The sequence below is a fragment of the Shigella sonnei genome, from assembly GCF_002950395.1.
Taxonomy (GTDB): Bacteria; Pseudomonadota; Gammaproteobacteria; order Enterobacterales; family Enterobacteriaceae; genus ECMA0423.
In genome coordinates, this window is record NZ_CP026802.1 from 661469 (window position 1) to 676466 (window position 14998).

The following is a 14998-nucleotide window of genomic DNA, read 5'->3' on the forward strand; positions in this document are numbered from 1 at the left end:
CTGATTTAGTGTATGATGGTGTTTTTGAGGTGCTCCAGTGGCTTCTGTTTCTATCAGCTGTCCCTCCTGTTCAGCTACTGACGGGGTGGTGCGTAACGGCAAAAGCACTGCCGGACATCAGCGCTATCTCTGCTCTCACTGCCGTAAAACATGGCAACTGCAGTTCACTTACACCGCTTCTCAACCCGGTACGCACCAGAAAATCATTGATATGGCCATGAATGGCGTTGGATGCCGGGCAACTGCACGCATTATGGGCGTTGGCCTCAACACGATTTTACGTCACTTAAAAAACTCAGGCCGCAGTCGGTAACCTCGCGCATACAGCCGGGCAGTGACGTCATCGTCTGCGCGGAAATGGACGAACAGTGGGGCTATGTCGGGGCTAAATCGCGCCAGCGCTGGCTGTTTTACGCGTATGACAGTCTCCGGAAGACGGTTGTTGCGCACGTATTCGGTGAACGCACTATGGCGACGCTGGGGCGTCTTATGAGCCTGCTGTCACCCTTTGACGTGGTGATATGGATGACGGATGGCTGGCCGCTGTATGAATCCCGCCTGAAGGGAAAGCTGCACGTAATCAGCAAGCGATATACGCAGCGAATTGAGCGGCATAACCTGAATCTGAGGCAGCACCTGGCACGGCTGGGACGGAAGTCGCTGTCGTTCTCAAAATCGGTGGAGCTGCATGACAAAGTCATCGGGCATTATCTGAACATAAAACACTATCAATAAGTTGGAGTCATTACCTTCAATATCAATCTGTTGAAGGTGTATTATTACATCAGTAGCATATTCCAGACCGCCTTCCTGGACGATCTGATCCATAACATCCTCACGCACTTTATATCTTGTGCATTTCATTTCAAGTGCCGTGAGTACAGCCATTACTGGTGATGGTAACTGTGTTGTTTTCAGGCCGTCGATCTGACTGATCGCCTGGGCGACGGTGTTTTGCCATTCTAAAGAACAGGCGCTGAAGTCAAATGTGGCTGTTTTATTATCCCGTTGCGACACACTACAGGCTAAGCGACGTAATTGGGTCAATTTGTCTGCTTGCTGAACAGGAACTCCGGGAAAGCGGCGATGACTTAACGTGGTGTGTACAACTTCGGGCGGAAAAACGACAGCAATATCTTTCGCCAGCCACGGTAAAACAGCATCTGTATTTTTGTCAGGCGCACGGGTTTCTGCTACGAAAGAGGGTTGTTCCTGAATAATGGTGGATAAGTCCGCTACCTTGAGAGAGCCCGTTACCGTTTGGGAAGGTTGCAAAGAATTATCCTTCGCTTGCTCCACATACCCCTTCTTCACCTTCTCCGCAATCAGCTTAAGCTCCGCTTTTGCCGCTGCCGCAGCATCTGAAAAACTTTTTATCTGGCTTTGCCCTTTGGTGCCAACTTTTCCCCAACTGATATGCAACTCGTTTCCCTGTTGCTCAACTGCCCAGAATTTATGTGATTTTTCGTCCTGATAGATAAAGTGTCTCATTCTGCATCCCTGTAATTTTATCCAGTTGAATGCAGATGCTACCAGTATTTATGCGGGTTAGAGAGAGACAAAATCGCAAGAAAACAACTTTAGGAATTTATAAAGAAAAGGCGCTGTCGATGCAGCGCCTTGAAGGGGGATTATTTCACCTGATGGCCTGGTTTAGCACCAGCATCCGGGCTTAACAGGAAGATATCTTTCCCGCCAGGACCAGCAGCCATTACCATGCCTTCGGAGATACCAAAGCGCATTTTACGCGGTGCCAGGTTGGCCACCATAATGGTGTGACGCCCGATCAGTGCCTGCGGATCCGGGTAGGCAGAACGAATACCGGAGAAGACATTGCGTTTTTCACCGCCGAGATCCAGTGTCAGGCGCAGCAGTTTGTCAGAACCTTCAACAAACTCTGCGTTTTCGATCAGCGCCACGCGCAGGTCAACTTTTGCGAAGTCGTCAAAGGTGATGGTTTCCTGAATCGGATCATCTGCCAGTGGGCCAGTAACTGGCGCGGCAGCTGCTTTCACTTCTTCTTTAGACGCTTCCACCAGTGCTTCAACCTGCTTCATATCGATGCGGTTATACAGCGCTTTGAACGGATTCACTTTGTGGCCCAGCAGCGGTTGCTGGATACCATCCCAGGTCAGTTCTGTATTGAGGAATGCTTCTGCGCGCTCGGTCAGTTTCGGCAGTACCGGCTTCAGGTAAGTCATCAGCACGCGGAACAGGTTTATGCCCATTGAGCAAATTGCCTGCAGGTCGGCATCGCGGCCTTCCTGTTTTGCCACCACCCACGGAGCCTGCTCGTCGACATAGCGGTTAGCCAGATCAGCCAGCGCCATGATTTCGCGCACTGCTTTACCAAATTCGCGGCTTTCCCACGCTTCACCAATCACTTCAGCGGCATCAGTGAAGGTTTTGTACAACTGCGGGTCAGCCAGTTCGCTTGCCAGCACGCCGTCAAAACGCTTGTTGATAAAGCCCGCATTACGAGAGGCCAGGTTAACCACTTTGTTCACGATATCGGCATTCACACGCTGAACGAAATCCTCCAGGTTGAGATCGATATCATCAATGCGCGAAGAGAGTTTCGCAGTGTAGTAGTAACGCAGGCTGTCAGCGTCAAAATGATTCAGCCAGGTGCTGGCTTTAATAAAGGTGCCGCGAGACTTGGACATCTTTGCGCCGTTCACCGTCACATAGCCATGAACAAACAGGTTGGTCGGCTTGCGGAAGTTGCTGCCTTCCAGCATGGCAGGCCAGAACAGGCTGTGGAAGTAAACAATATCTTTACCGATGAAGTGGTACAGCTCGGCGGTGGAGTCTTTCTTCCAGTATTCATCGAAGCTTACGCTGTCGCTGCGCTTGTCGCACAGATTCTTGAAAGAACCCATGTAGCCAATCGGTGCGTCCAGCCAGACGTAGAAATATTTGCCCGGCGCGTTCGGAATTTCAAAACCAAAGTATGGCGCGTCGCGGGAGATATCCCACTGTTGCAGGCCGGATTCAAACCACTCCTGCATTTTATTTGCCACCTGCTCCTGCAACGCACCGCTGCGGGTCCATGCCTGCAACATTTCGCTGAAAGAGGGCAGATCAAAGAAGAAGTGTTCAGAATCACGCATTACCGGCGTAGCGCCAGAAACCACCGATTTCGGCTCGATCAATTCAGTCGGGCTGTAGGTCGCGCCGCAGACTTCGCAGTTATCGCCGTATTGATCCGGGGATTTACATTTCGGGCAGGTGCCTTTCACAAAACGGTCCGGCAGGAACATGCCTTTTTCCGGATCGTACAGCTGAGAGATGGTGCGGTTTTTAATAAAACCGTTCTCTTTCAGGCGAGAGTAGATAAGTTCTGACAACTGGCGGTTCTCTTCGCTGTGCGTCGAGTGATAGTTGTCATAGCTGATGTTAAAGCCTGCGAAATCAGTCTGATGCTCCTGACTCATTTCGCCAATCATCTGCTCCGGGGTGATACCAAGCTGCTGAGCTTTCAGCATGATCGGTGTACCGTGGGCATCGTCGGCGCAGATGAAGTTGACCTCGTGGCCGCGCATTCGCTGGTAACGGACCCAGACATCAGCCTGGATGTGCTCCAGCATATGGCCGAGGTGGATTGAGCCGTTAGCGTACGGCAGTGCGCACGTCACCAGAATTTTCTTCGCGACTTGAGTCATAGTAGGCATTACTTCTTAATAGTGAAAAGGGGTTAGATAGTACCAAATGGGAAAATGTTAAGTAAGTACTTCTCTATATTCTTCAGGTAAACTATCAGCTGATGGTTTATCTATACAAAAAAGGAGTCGGGATGAACGAACAATCCCAGGCCAAATCACCAGAAGCCTTGCGCGCAATGGTCGCCGGGACACTGGCCAATTTTCAGCACCCAACCCTGAAGCATAACCTCACCACGCTGAACGCGTTGCACCATGTCGCCTGGATGGACGACACGTTGCATGTGGAACTGGTTATGCCATTCGTCTGGCATAGCGCGTTTGAAGAGTTAAAAGAGCAATGTAGCGCCGAACTGCTGCGTATCACCGGGGCGAAAGCTATCGACTGGAAACTGTCGCACAATATCGCCACCTTAAAACGCGTGAAGAATCAGCCGGGTATTAATGGTGTGAAGAACATCATTGCGGTCAGTTCCGGTAAAGGCGGCGTGGGTAAATCCTCCACGGCGGTAAACCTGGCGCTGGCACTGGCGGCGGAAGGGGCGAAAGTCGGCATTCTGGACGCCGATATCTACGGCCCATCAATTCCCACCATGCTGGGCGCAGAAAATCAGCGTCCAACTTCGCCGGACGGTACCCATATGGCACCGATTATGTCTCATGGCCTGGCAACCAATTCAATTGGTTATCTGGTCACTGACGACAATGCGATGGTGTGGCGTGGACCGATGGCGAGCAAGGCGTTAATGCAGATGTTGCAGGAAACCTTGTGGCCGGATCTCGACTATCTGGTGCTTGATATGCCGCCAGGCACCGGTGACATTCAATTGACGCTGGCGCAAAACATTCCAGTAACTGGTGCAGTCGTGGTCACCACCCCGCAGGACATCGCTTTGATCGATGCGAAAAAAGGCATTGTGATGTTCGAGAAAGTCGAGGTTCCGGTGCTTGGTATTGTCGAGAACATGAGTGTGCATATTTGCAGTAACTGTGGTCACCATGAACCGATTTTCGGTACCGGTGGTGCAGAGAAACTGGCTGAAAAATACCACACACAGCTGCTGGGGCAGATGCCGTTACACATCTCCTTACGTGAGGATCTCGATAAAGGCACGCCAACGGTTATCAGCCGTCCGGAGAGCGAATTTACCGCTATCTACCGCCAGCTGGCTGACCGCGTTGCAGCTCAGCTCTACTGGCAGGGTGAAGTCATTCCAGGCGAGATTTCCTTCCGCGCGGTCTAACGCCTATTAACCATTCTGGTTATTCTTCATACACCGCAGAGATGTTACATTGATGCGGTGTATTAGTTTTTGCCGCATTAATGAACACTTATTTAATACTGCGAATATTCTGCGGACCTTCGTCCGAAACTCTACAAAGTCGATTGATCATACAGGCAATGCTTCATTATCATCCTTCGTGGCTGTGTAGTGGATGTACAGCTATAGTTTGTTATGCACTCATTCTATCCAGGCATAACCTTCAATGAATAAGTATTGGCTGTCAGGAATTATTTTTCTTGCCTATGGATTGGCTTCTCCCGCATTCTCTTCAGAGACTGCCACATTAGCGATTAATGGCAGGATCAGTCCCCCAACATGCAGTATGGCTATGGTTAATGGTCAACCTCAACCGCATTGTGGTCAGTTAACGTATAATGTTGACACCCGTCATCTGTTTTCTTCGCCCGTCAAAGGTGTAACGACAGAAGTGGTTGTTGCAGGTAGCGATAGCAAACGTCGAATCGTGTTAAATCGCTACGATTAATTTGGCAACCTGATTTTAATTGCATTTAGAAAGCCGAAATCATTTATATAAATGATTTCGGCTTTTTTATTGATATCAACAATACCATTTACATAAATCTACATTAATTGATAGATGCGATAAATAGTTAATACTCTTAAATATTTGTTGTATTTATATTGCAATGGTTAATTTGTTTCAAATAAATAAAACAATGTGTTTACATTGCGGTAACTTTTTTGATGTGAGAAATTTGTTTCCAAGAGATACAGACTCTTAACAACCAAAAAAAATTTTATTAAGGAACATATTATGAAACGTTCAATTATTGCTGCCGCTGTCTTTTCTTCTTTTTTTATGAGCGCTGGAGTATTTGCTGCAGACGTTGATACCGGAACATTAACTATTAAGGGGAATATTGCAGAATCTCCGTGTAAATTCGAAGCGGGTGGTGATTCAGTAAGTATTAATATGCCGACTGTACCAACCACTGTCTTTGAAGGTAAAGCTAAATATTCTACCTATGATGATGCAGTCGGTGTAACCAGCAGCATGTTAAAAATTAGCTGCCCGAAAGAAGTTGCTGGTGTAAAACTCTCGTTGATTACCAACGATAAAATAACCGGTAACGATAAGGCGATAGCCAGTAGCAACGATACCGTGGGTTACTATCTCTATTTAGGTGATAACAGCGATGTCCTGGATGTTTCTGCACCTTTTAACATTGAGAGTTATAAAACAGCGGAAGGTCAATATGCTATTCCGTTTAAAGCAAAATACCTGAAACTGACAGATAACTCAGTGCAATCAGGTGATGTGTTATCTTCTCTGGTTATGCGTGTGGCGCAGGATTAATAAATAAAATTGTAAGTTTCTCCAGGTAATAAACATGGCCGCTATCCCATGGCGGCCTTTTAATTTAAGAGGCATTAAAATGAAAGGATTATTATCTTTACTCATTTTTTCTATGGTCCTTCCTGCACATGCCGGAATTGTTATCTACGGGACGCGCATTATTTACCCGGCAGAAAATAAAGAAGTGATGGTGCAGTTGATGAACCAGGGAAACCGTTCTTCGCTGCTGCAGGCGTGGATTGATGATGGCGATACGTCATTACCACCAGAAAAAATTCAGGTTCCTTTCATGTTAACGCCACCAGTGGCAAAAATAGGGGCAAATTCCGGGCAGCAAGTAAAAATCAAAATTATGCCGAATAAACTGCCCACTAATAAAGAAAGCATTTTTTATCTGAATGTTCTGGATATTCCACCAAATAGTCCAGAGCAAGAAGGTAAGAATGCACTGAAGTTTGCGATGCAAAACAGAATTAAGTTGTTTTACCGACCAGCGGGTATTGCTCCGGTAAATAAAGCGACATTTAAAAAATTGCTGGTAAATCGCAGTGGCAATGGTTTGGTGATAAAAAATGACTCAGCTAATTGGGTGACGATTTCGGATGTCAAAGCTAATAATGTCAAAGTCAATTATGAAACTATTATGATTGCCCCCTTAGAAAGTCAGAGTGTTAATGTCAAAAGTAATAATGCAAATAACTGGCATCTGACCATTATCGATGACCATGGCAACTATATTAGTGACAAAATTTAATTGCAGGAGCTGCCTATGTTGAGAATGACCCCACTTGCATCAGCAATCGTAGCGTTATTGCTCGGCATTGAAGCTTATGCAGCTGAAGAAACCTTTGATACCCATTTTATGATAGGTGGAATGAAAGACCAGCAGGTTGCAAATATTCGTCTTGATGATAATCAACCCTTACCGGGGCAGTATGACATCGATATTTATGTCAATAAGCAATGGCGCGGGAAATATGAGATTATTGTTAAAGACAACCCGCAAGAAACATGTTTATCAAGAGAAGTTATCAAGCGGTTAGGCATTAATAGCGATAACTTCGCCAGCGGTAAGCAATGTTTAACATTTGAGCAACTTGTTCAGGGTGGGAGCTATACCTGGGATATCGGGGTTTTTCGTCTCGATTTCAGTGTCCCGCAGGCCTGGGTGGAAGAACTGGAAAGTGGCGGTGATGCTGCCAACTTACTGATTTAGTGTATGATGGTGTTTTTGAGGTGCTCCAGTGGCTTCTGTTTCTATCAGCTGTCCCTCCTGTTCAGCTACTGACGGGGTGGTGCGTAACGGCAAAAGCACTGCCGGACATCAGCGCTATCTCTGCTCTCACTGCCGTAAAACATGGCAACTGCAGTTCACTTACACCGCTTCTCAACCCGGTACGCACCAGAAAATCATTGATATGGCCATGAATGGCGTTGGATGCCGGGCAACTGCACGCATTATGGGCGTTGGCCTCAACACGATTTTACGTCACTTAAAAAACTCAGGCCGCAGTCGGTAACCTCGCGCATACAGCCGGGCAGTGACGTCATCGTCTGCGCGGAAATGGACGAACAGTGGGGCTATGTCGGGGCTAAATCGCGCCAGCGCTGGCTATTTTACGCGTATGACAGTCTCCGGAAGACGGTTGTTGCGCACGTATTCGGTGAACGCACTATGGCGACGCTGGGGCGTCTTATGAGCCTGCTGTCACCCTTTGACGTGGTGATATGGATGACGGATGGCTGGCCGCTGTATGAATCCCGCCTGAAGGGAAAGCTGCACGTAATCAGCAAGCGATATACGCAGCGAATTGAGCGGCATAACCTGAATCTGAGGCAGCACCTGGCACGGCTGGGACGGAAGTCGCTGTCGTTCTCAAAATCGGTGGAGCTGCATGACAAAGTCATCGGGCATTATCTGAACATAAAACACTATCAATAAGTTGGAGTCATTACCGAAAGTGGCTATGTTCCACCGGAAAACTGGGAGCGGGGTATTAATGCGTTTTATACCTCTTATTATGTGAGTCAGTATTACAGTGACTATAAAGCGTCGGGTAATAGTAAGAGTACATATGTACGTTTTAACAGCGGGTTAAATTTACTGGGGTGGCAACTGCATTCTGATGCCAGTTTCAGTAAAACAAATAACAATCCAGGGGTGTGGAAAAGCAATACCCTGTATCTGGAACGTGGATTTGCCCAACTTCTCGGCACGCTTCGCGTGGGTGATATGTACACATCAAGCGATATTTTTGATTCTGTTCGCTTCAGAGGTGTGCGGTTGTTTCGTGATATGCAGATGTTGCCTAACTCGAAACAAAATTTTACGCCACGGGTGCAGGGGATTGCTCAGAGTAACGCGCTGGTAACTATTGAACAGAATGGTTTTGTGGTTTATCAGAAAGAGGTTCCTCCTGGCCCGTTTGCGATTACAGATTTGCAGTTGGCCGGTGGTGGAGCAGATCTTGATGTCAGCGTGAAAGAGGCGGACGGTTCGGTAACCACCTATCTGGTGCCTTATGCAGCGGTGCCAAATATGCTGCAACCCGGCGTGTCGAAATATGATTTTGCGGCGGGTCGTAGCCATATTGAAGGGGCGAGCAAACATAGTGATTTTGTCCAGGCGGGTTATCAGTATGGTTTTAATAACTTATTGACGTTGTATGGTGGCTCGATGGTTGCGAATAATTATTACGCGTTCACTTTGGGGACTGGCTGGAATACACGCATTGGTGCCATTTCCGTCGATGCCACGAAGTCGCATAGTAAACAAGACAACGGCGATGTGTTTGACGGGCAAAGTTATCAAATTGCCTACAACAAATTTGTGAGCCAAACGTCGACGCGTTTTGGTCTGGCGGCCTGGCGTTATTCGTCGCGTGATTACCGGACATTTAACGATCACGTTTGGGCAAACAATAAAGATAATTATCGCCGTGATGAAAACGATGTCTATGACATTGCCGATTATTACCAGAATGATTTTGGTCGCAAAAATAGCTTTTCCGCCAATATGAGCCAGTCATTGCCAGAAGGTTGGGGGTCTGTGTCATTAAGTACGTTATGGCGAGATTACTGGGGGCGTAGCGGCAGTAGTAAGGATTATCAGTTGAGTTATTCCAACAACCTGCGACGGATAAGCTATACCCTCGCGGCAAGCCAGGCTTATGACGAGAATCATCATGAAGAGAAACGTTTTAATATTTTTATATCGATTCCCTTTGATTGGGGTGATGACGTTTCGACGCCTCGTCGGCAAATATATATGTCTAACTCAACGACGTTTGATGATCAGGGGTTTGCCTCAAATAATACGGGATTATCAGGAACAGTAGGGAGTCGGGATCAGTTCAATTATGGTGTCAACCTGAGTCATCAACATCAGGGAAATGAAACGACAGCTGGAGCGAATTTAACCTGGAACGCGCCGGTGGCAACAGTGAATGGCAGTTATAGTCAGTCGAGTACTTATCGACAGGCTGGAGCCAGTGTTTCAGGGGGCATTGTCGCCTGGTCGGGTGGCGTTAATCTGGCGAACCGTCTTTCCGAAACGTTTGCTGTGATGAATGCGCCAGGAATTAAAGATGCTTATGTCAATGGGCAAAAATATCGCACAACAAACCGTAATGGAGTGGTGGTATACGACGGAATGACACCTTATCGGGAAAATCACCTGATGCTGGATGTGTCGCAAAGCGATAGCGAAGCAGAATTACGTGGCAACCGGAAAATTGCCGCACCTTATCGCGGCGCGGTTGTACTGGTTAATTTTGATACCGATCAGCGCAAGCCCTGGTTTATAAAAGCGTTAAGAGCGGATGGGCAACCATTAACGTTTGGTTATGAAGTCAATGATATCCACGGTCATAATATTGGCGTTGTCGGCCAGGGAAGCCAGTTATTTATTCGCACCAATGAAATACCGCCATCGGTTAATGTAGCAATTGATAAGCAACAAGGACTTTCATGCACAATCACCTTCGGTAAAGAGATTGATGAAAGTAGAAATTATATTTGCCAGTAATAGTCAGGTGGTTCTATGGAAATTCGCATAATGCTATTTATATTAATGATGATGGTTATGCCTGTGAGCTATGCGGCATGTTATAGTGAGTTATCTGTTCAGCACAATTTGGTTGTTCAGGGGGATTTTGCACTTACTCAAACACAAATAGCGACATATGAGCATAATTTTAATGATTCGTCATGCGTGAGTACAAATACTATCACCCCTATGAGTTCGTCGGATATTATTGTTGGGCTTTATAACGATACCATAAAATTAAATTTACATTTTGAATGGACCAATAAAAACAACATCACGTTGTCAAATAATCAGACCAGTTTCACCAGTGGTTATTCAGTTACGGTGACACCTGCGGCCAGTAATGCAAAAGTGAATGTTTCTGCGGGGGGCGGCGGTTCAGTGATGATTAATGGTGTTGCGACATTATCCAGTGCTTCATCATCGACACGCGGGAGTGCCGCAGTACAATTTCTACTGTGTTTATTAGGTGGCAAGTCATGGGATGCATGTGTAAATAGCTACAGAAATGCATTGGCACAAAATGCTAATCTGACATTGTCATACAACCCGATAACCACAACCTGCAAACCGGACGATTTATTAATTACTTTAGACAGTATTCCCGTTTCACAATTACCAGCCACAGGTAACAAAGCAACAATAAATAGTAAACAAGGGGATATTATTCTGCGTTGTAAAAATTTATTAGGTCAACAAAATCAAACATCACGGAAAATGCAGGTGTATTTATCAAGTTCTGATTTGTTAGCCGGCAGTAACACGATCCTGAAAGGTGCAGAAAATAATGGAGTCGGATTTATGCTTGAAAGCAATGGTTCTCCAGTCACATTTTTAAATATCACTGATAACAGCAAAGGATACACAAATTTAAAAGAAATTGCGGCAAAGTCAAAACTTACAGATACAACGGTTTCAATTCCGATAACTGCCAGTTACTACGTCTACGATACAAACAAAGTTAAATCTGGCGCACTGGAGGCAACCGCATTAATCAACGTGAAATACGACTAATAACAAGCAAGACGAGCAAGTGGCTAATAATAAAAAATAACAAGGTGTCTGCATTTCCCCCTCATGATGAGGGGGCTTTTTTTAGCGATGATAAAAAATCTCACCGTCGTAGGCTTTAATGATTTTACCGTCGGTGTCGCTGATCAACACGTACGCGCCACCCATATAGGTCCAGTGCGTCCCGGCATCAGGCGCGGGCAGGTTACGTAACTGCCACTGCTTAATGTTGTACTCATCGGTGCGGTACATCTCTGGGACGGTATCACCTGGTTTGAAATGCTTAAAGTCAGCAATGAAACTACTTAACTCATACTTAGAAATTCCCGAGGTATTGGTCGAACCCGCGGTGGCTGGTGCGGCCCAGGCGGCACTGGTAACCAGCAAAAGCACACCCAGCAACATCTTATTTTTAATGGTCATAAACTCTCCACTTTGGGGATCTGTAATATCAGTCGCATATCTTTCCTGCCATACAATATAACTGACAAGCGATATTTTGTTAGTGATCCCATGATTTCGTAAAAAGTGTAAATGAAAGGATGCCCTAAAAGCATCCTTAGCGAGCAGAGAGTCAGCGGAAATAGCTGATTTAAGAATCATCCTGGGCTGAAGATAACATGCAAGCCTAAAGGATTGAGTTATCGCATTATGCCCATGAAGCCATGTACGCCCATATACACACCGACTAAGCCAATCAACAGACTGGAAAAATAGGGGGCGCGTTTAGCGAGAGTGTTAAATCCGCTCCAGCGTTTTGCGACCTGCTGAACGCTGATTGCTGCGCCAACGCCTACGGTGACAAGCGTTAACGCCAGGCCAATGCTGAAACTGACGACCAGTGTTGCGCCCAGTGTCAGGGCTTTCAACTGAATGCATATCAACAGCACGGTAATTGCTGCCGGGCAGGGGATAAGGCCACCGGTTAAGCCAAATAGCAAAATTTGCCAGTTGGTGACCTCTCTACCATCAAAGCGTCGTTTAATGTCATTGGCATGGGCTCGTGCATGGGCATCCTGATACTCGCCATGTTCGTGATGGTGATGATGTCCATGGTCGTGGTGATCTTCGTGATCGTGATGATGATGCTCATAATCATACTCGTGCATATTCTCCAGCCAGTTGCGTTCGCCGCGCCAGGTACGCCAGAACATCCAGAACGCGGTGCCAATAATGATCACTGCGGAAATCAGCTGGAGCCACGGTTCTGCTGATTGAGCAGTAAAGCGCTTGCTGATCACCATCCCGCCAAAGGCAATTAACCAGACCACTGCGGTATGCGAAATAGTTGCTGCCAGTCCGAGCATCACCGCTTGTTTAATGGTGCCTTTGATGGCGATGATAAACGCCGCCATCATCGTTTTTGAGTGCCCTGGTTCTAGGCCATGAAGCGCACCAAGTAAGATGGCGCTGGGGATGAAGAACCAGGCGTTTCCTTGCTGAAGAAGAGTTGTAAATTCGGTCATGATAATAATTCTTAGTATTAATTCGGCAATCTGATTCTACTCCCCCCAGTACCTGATACTACCCCCCAGTAGATTAATAGTGCTATGATATTTTCATATTCTTGTTAACCAGGTGTTGCCATGTCTCATACAATCCGTGATAAACAGAAACTGAAAGCGCGTGCCAGTAAGATTCAGGGCCAGGTCGTGGCGCTCAAGAAAATGCTCGACGAGCCGCATGAATGCGCTGCAGTTTTACAACAGATTGCTGCTATCCGTGGCGCGGTAAACGGTCTGATGCGGGAAGTGATTAAAGGTCATCTGACGGAACACATCGTTCACCAGGGGGATGAGCTAAAACGTGAAGAAGATCTGGATGTCGTTCTGAAGGTGCTGGATTCATATATCAAATAATTTATTAACGCGATTGTAAAACTGCCGTTTTTCCTCGTTTACAACGCGTGCGCTGGACATTACCATCCTCCTCTGCGATTTATCATCGCAACCAAACGACTCGGGGTGCCCTTCTGCGTGAAGGCTGAGAAATACCCGTATCACCTGATCTGGATAATGCCAGCGTAGGGAAGTCACGGACCACCAGGTCATTGCTTCTTCACGTTATGGCAGGAGCAAACTATGCAAGTCGACCTGCTGGGTTCAGCGCAATCTGCGCACGCGTTACACCTTTTTCACCAACATTCCCCTCTTGTGCACTGCATGACCAATGATGTGGTGCAAACCTTTACCGCTAATACCTTGCTGGCGCTCGGTGCATCGCCAGCGATGGTTATCGAAACCGAAGAGGCCAGTCAGTTTGCGGCTATCGCCAGTGCCTTGTTGATTAACGTTGGCACACTGACGCAGCCACGCGCTCAGGCGATGCGTGCTGCCGTTGAGCAAGCAAAAAGCTCTCAAACACCCTGGACGCTTGATCCAGTAGCGGTTGGTGCGCTCGATTATCGCCGCCATTTTTGTCATGAACTTTTATCTTTTAAACCGGCAGCGATACGTGGTAATGCTTCGGAAATCATGGCATTAGCTGGCATTGCTAATGGTGGACGGGGAGTGGATACCACTGACGCCGCAGCTAACGCGATACCCGCTGCACAAACACTGGCACGGGAAACTGGCGCAATCGTCGTGGTCACTGGCGAGGTGGATTATGTTACCGATGGCCATCGCGCCGTTGGCATTCACGGTGGCGATCCGTTAATGACCAAAGTGGTAGGAACTGGCTGTGCATTATCGGCGGTTGTCGCTGCCTGCTGTGCGTTACCAGGCGATACGCTGGAAAATGTCGCATCTGCCTGTCACTGGATGAAACAAGCCGGAGAGCGCGCAGTCGCCAGAAGCGAGGGGCTAGGCAGTTTTGTTCCACATTTCCTTGATGCGCTCTGGCAATTGACGCAGGAGGTGCAGGCATGAAACGAATTAACGCTCTGACGATTGCCGGTACTGATCCGAGTGGTGGTGCGGGGATTCAGGCCGATCTTAAAACCTTCTCGGCACTTGGCGCTTATGGTTGCTCAGTTATTACTGCACTGGTGGCGCAAAATACCCGTGGCGTACAGTCGGTGTATCGCATTGAGCCTGATTTTGTCGCCGCCCAGCTCGATTCGGTGTTCAGCGATGTGCGAATCGATACCACTAAAATCGGTATGTTGGCGGAAACCGATATTGTTGAAGCGGTGGCAGAACGGTTGCAACGTTATCAGATCCAAAACGTGGTACTCGACACCGTTATGCTGGCAAAAAGCGGCGACCCACTGCTTTCACCTTCGGCAGTTGCCACGCTACGCAGTCGATTATTGCCACAGGTTTCATTAATAACGCCAAACTTGCCCGAAGCAGCCGCCTTGCTCGACGCGCCACACGCGCGCACCGAACAGGAAATGCTGGAACAAGGGCGATCGCTGTTGGCGATGGGCTGTGGCGCAGTGCTAATGAAAGGTGGTCATCTGGATGATGAGCAAAGCCCGGACTGGCTGTTTACCCGCGAGGGTGAACAACGGTTTACCGCACCGCGCATTATGACCAAAAACACCCACGGTACTGGTTGTACACTCTCTGCGGCGTTGGCTGCACTACGCCCGCGCCATACAAACTGGGCTGACACCGTACAGGAGGCAAAAAGCTGGCTTTCATCGGCGTTAGCCCAGGCCGACACGCTGGAAGTTGGTCACGGTATTGGTCCGGTTCACCACTTCCACGCCTGGTGGTGAGCACCG

Annotated in this window: 13 protein-coding genes, 3 pseudogenes and 1 riboswitch; of the genes and pseudogenes, 12 read left to right on the forward strand and 4 right to left on the reverse strand. The window is 47.6% G+C overall.

The genetic code is table 11. The features are described 5' to 3' along the window. Positions 1-37: 37 nt before the first annotated feature. Positions 38-735, forward strand: a protein-coding gene (locus C1P89_RS03435) for an IS1-like element IS1A family transposase (RefSeq protein ID WP_094096600.1) whose coding sequence is annotated in 2 segments (ribosomal slippage) — positions 38-287 and positions 287-735 — 699 coding nt in all. Because the reading frame shifts where the segments join, the coding sequence is not laid out codon by codon here. 8 nt (positions 736-743) lie between these two features. Here C1P89_RS03435 and C1P89_RS03440 read toward each other — a convergent pair. Continuing rightward, a pseudogene (locus tag C1P89_RS03440) lies at positions 744-1491 on the reverse strand (WGR domain-containing protein); the annotation flags it as partial. A gap of 140 nt (positions 1492-1631) precedes the next feature. Next, positions 1632-3665: a methionine--tRNA ligase gene (gene metG / locus C1P89_RS03445; protein ID WP_005136810.1), complete on the reverse strand. Its 2034-nt coding sequence runs from the start codon at positions 3663-3665 to the stop codon at positions 1632-1634. A 131-nt stretch (positions 3666-3796) separates the two neighbouring features. Here metG and apbC point away from each other — a divergent pair, with 131 nt between their 5' ends. The 8 genes and pseudogenes from apbC to C1P89_RS03485 all read left to right on the forward strand — a co-directional run bounded on the left by apbC (position 3797) and on the right by C1P89_RS03485 (position 11328). Continuing rightward, positions 3797-4906, forward strand: coding sequence for an iron-sulfur cluster carrier protein ApbC (apbC, locus tag C1P89_RS03450; protein WP_001005463.1), 1110 nt, complete (start codon positions 3797-3799; stop codon positions 4904-4906). A 244-nt stretch (positions 4907-5150) separates the two neighbouring features. Further along, the gene (locus tag C1P89_RS03455) at positions 5151-5432 is read left to right on the forward strand and encodes a YehE family protein (RefSeq protein ID WP_011310237.1); all 282 of its coding nucleotides are present in this window, start codon (positions 5151-5153) and stop codon (positions 5430-5432) included. A gap of 291 nt (positions 5433-5723) precedes the next feature. Beyond that, positions 5724-6266: a fimbrial protein gene (locus tag C1P89_RS03460; protein WP_000830468.1), complete on the forward strand. Its 543-nt coding sequence runs from the start codon at positions 5724-5726 to the stop codon at positions 6264-6266. 79 nt (positions 6267-6345) lie between these two features. Next, positions 6346-7020, forward strand: a complete 675-nt coding sequence (locus C1P89_RS03465) for a fimbria/pilus periplasmic chaperone (RefSeq protein ID WP_000677393.1) — start codon at positions 6346-6348, stop codon at positions 7018-7020. Positions 7021-7035: 15 nt separating this feature from the next. Then, positions 7036-7455 (forward strand): annotated as a pseudogene (locus tag C1P89_RS03470) (FimD/PapC N-terminal domain-containing protein); the annotation flags it as partial. A gap of 55 nt (positions 7456-7510) precedes the next feature. Then, a protein-coding gene (locus tag C1P89_RS03475) for an IS1-like element IS1A family transposase (RefSeq protein ID WP_094096600.1) occupies positions 7511-8208 on the forward strand; the annotation gives its coding sequence in 2 pieces (ribosomal slippage) (positions 7511-7760 and positions 7760-8208; 699 coding nt in all). Between the two features lie 15 nt (positions 8209-8223). Continuing rightward, positions 8224-10293: pseudogene (locus tag C1P89_RS03480) on the forward strand (fimbrial biogenesis outer membrane usher protein); the annotation flags it as partial. 15 nt (positions 10294-10308) lie between these two features. Further along, the gene (locus C1P89_RS03485; RefSeq protein ID WP_000405690.1) at positions 10309-11328 is read left to right on the forward strand and encodes a putative fimbrial-like adhesin protein; all 1020 of its coding nucleotides are present in this window, start codon (positions 10309-10311) and stop codon (positions 11326-11328) included. Positions 11329-11409: 81 nt separating this feature from the next. Here the strand turns inward: C1P89_RS03485 and rcnB are convergent, their stop codons facing one another. Next, entirely contained in the window at positions 11410-11748 is a 339-nt protein-coding gene (gene rcnB / locus C1P89_RS03490) for a Ni(II)/Co(II) efflux transporter accessory subunit RcnB (RefSeq protein ID WP_000153074.1), read from the reverse strand. Between the two features lie 218 nt (positions 11749-11966). After that, complete coding sequence (gene rcnA, locus C1P89_RS03495) at positions 11967-12791, reverse strand: nickel/cobalt efflux protein RcnA (RefSeq protein WP_000134582.1); 825 nt, start codon at positions 12789-12791, stop codon at positions 11967-11969. A 120-nt stretch (positions 12792-12911) separates the two neighbouring features. Between rcnA and rcnR the strand changes: the two genes are divergently transcribed. The 3 genes from rcnR (at position 12912) to thiD (ending at position 14992) form a co-directional block, all read left to right on the forward strand. Continuing rightward, on the forward strand, positions 12912-13184 hold the full coding sequence (rcnR, locus tag C1P89_RS03500; RefSeq protein WP_000019944.1) for a Ni(II)/Co(II)-binding transcriptional repressor RcnR: 273 nt from the start codon (positions 12912-12914) through the stop codon (positions 13182-13184). A gap of 91 nt (positions 13185-13275) precedes the next feature. Further along, a riboswitch (TPP riboswitch) is annotated at positions 13276-13372 on the forward strand. Between the two features lie 34 nt (positions 13373-13406). Further along, a complete protein-coding gene (thiM, locus tag C1P89_RS03505; RefSeq protein WP_001195565.1) occupies positions 13407-14195 on the forward strand; it encodes a hydroxyethylthiazole kinase in 789 nt (262 codons plus the stop codon). Beyond that, positions 14192-14992 carry a bifunctional hydroxymethylpyrimidine kinase/phosphomethylpyrimidine kinase gene (gene thiD, locus C1P89_RS03510; RefSeq protein WP_000822274.1) on the forward strand — a complete coding sequence of 267 codons (801 nt, stop codon included), beginning with the start codon at positions 14192-14194 and terminating at the stop codon, positions 14990-14992. Before thiM ends, thiD begins: the two co-directional genes overlap by 4 nt. Positions 14993-14998: the final 6 nt, after the last annotated feature.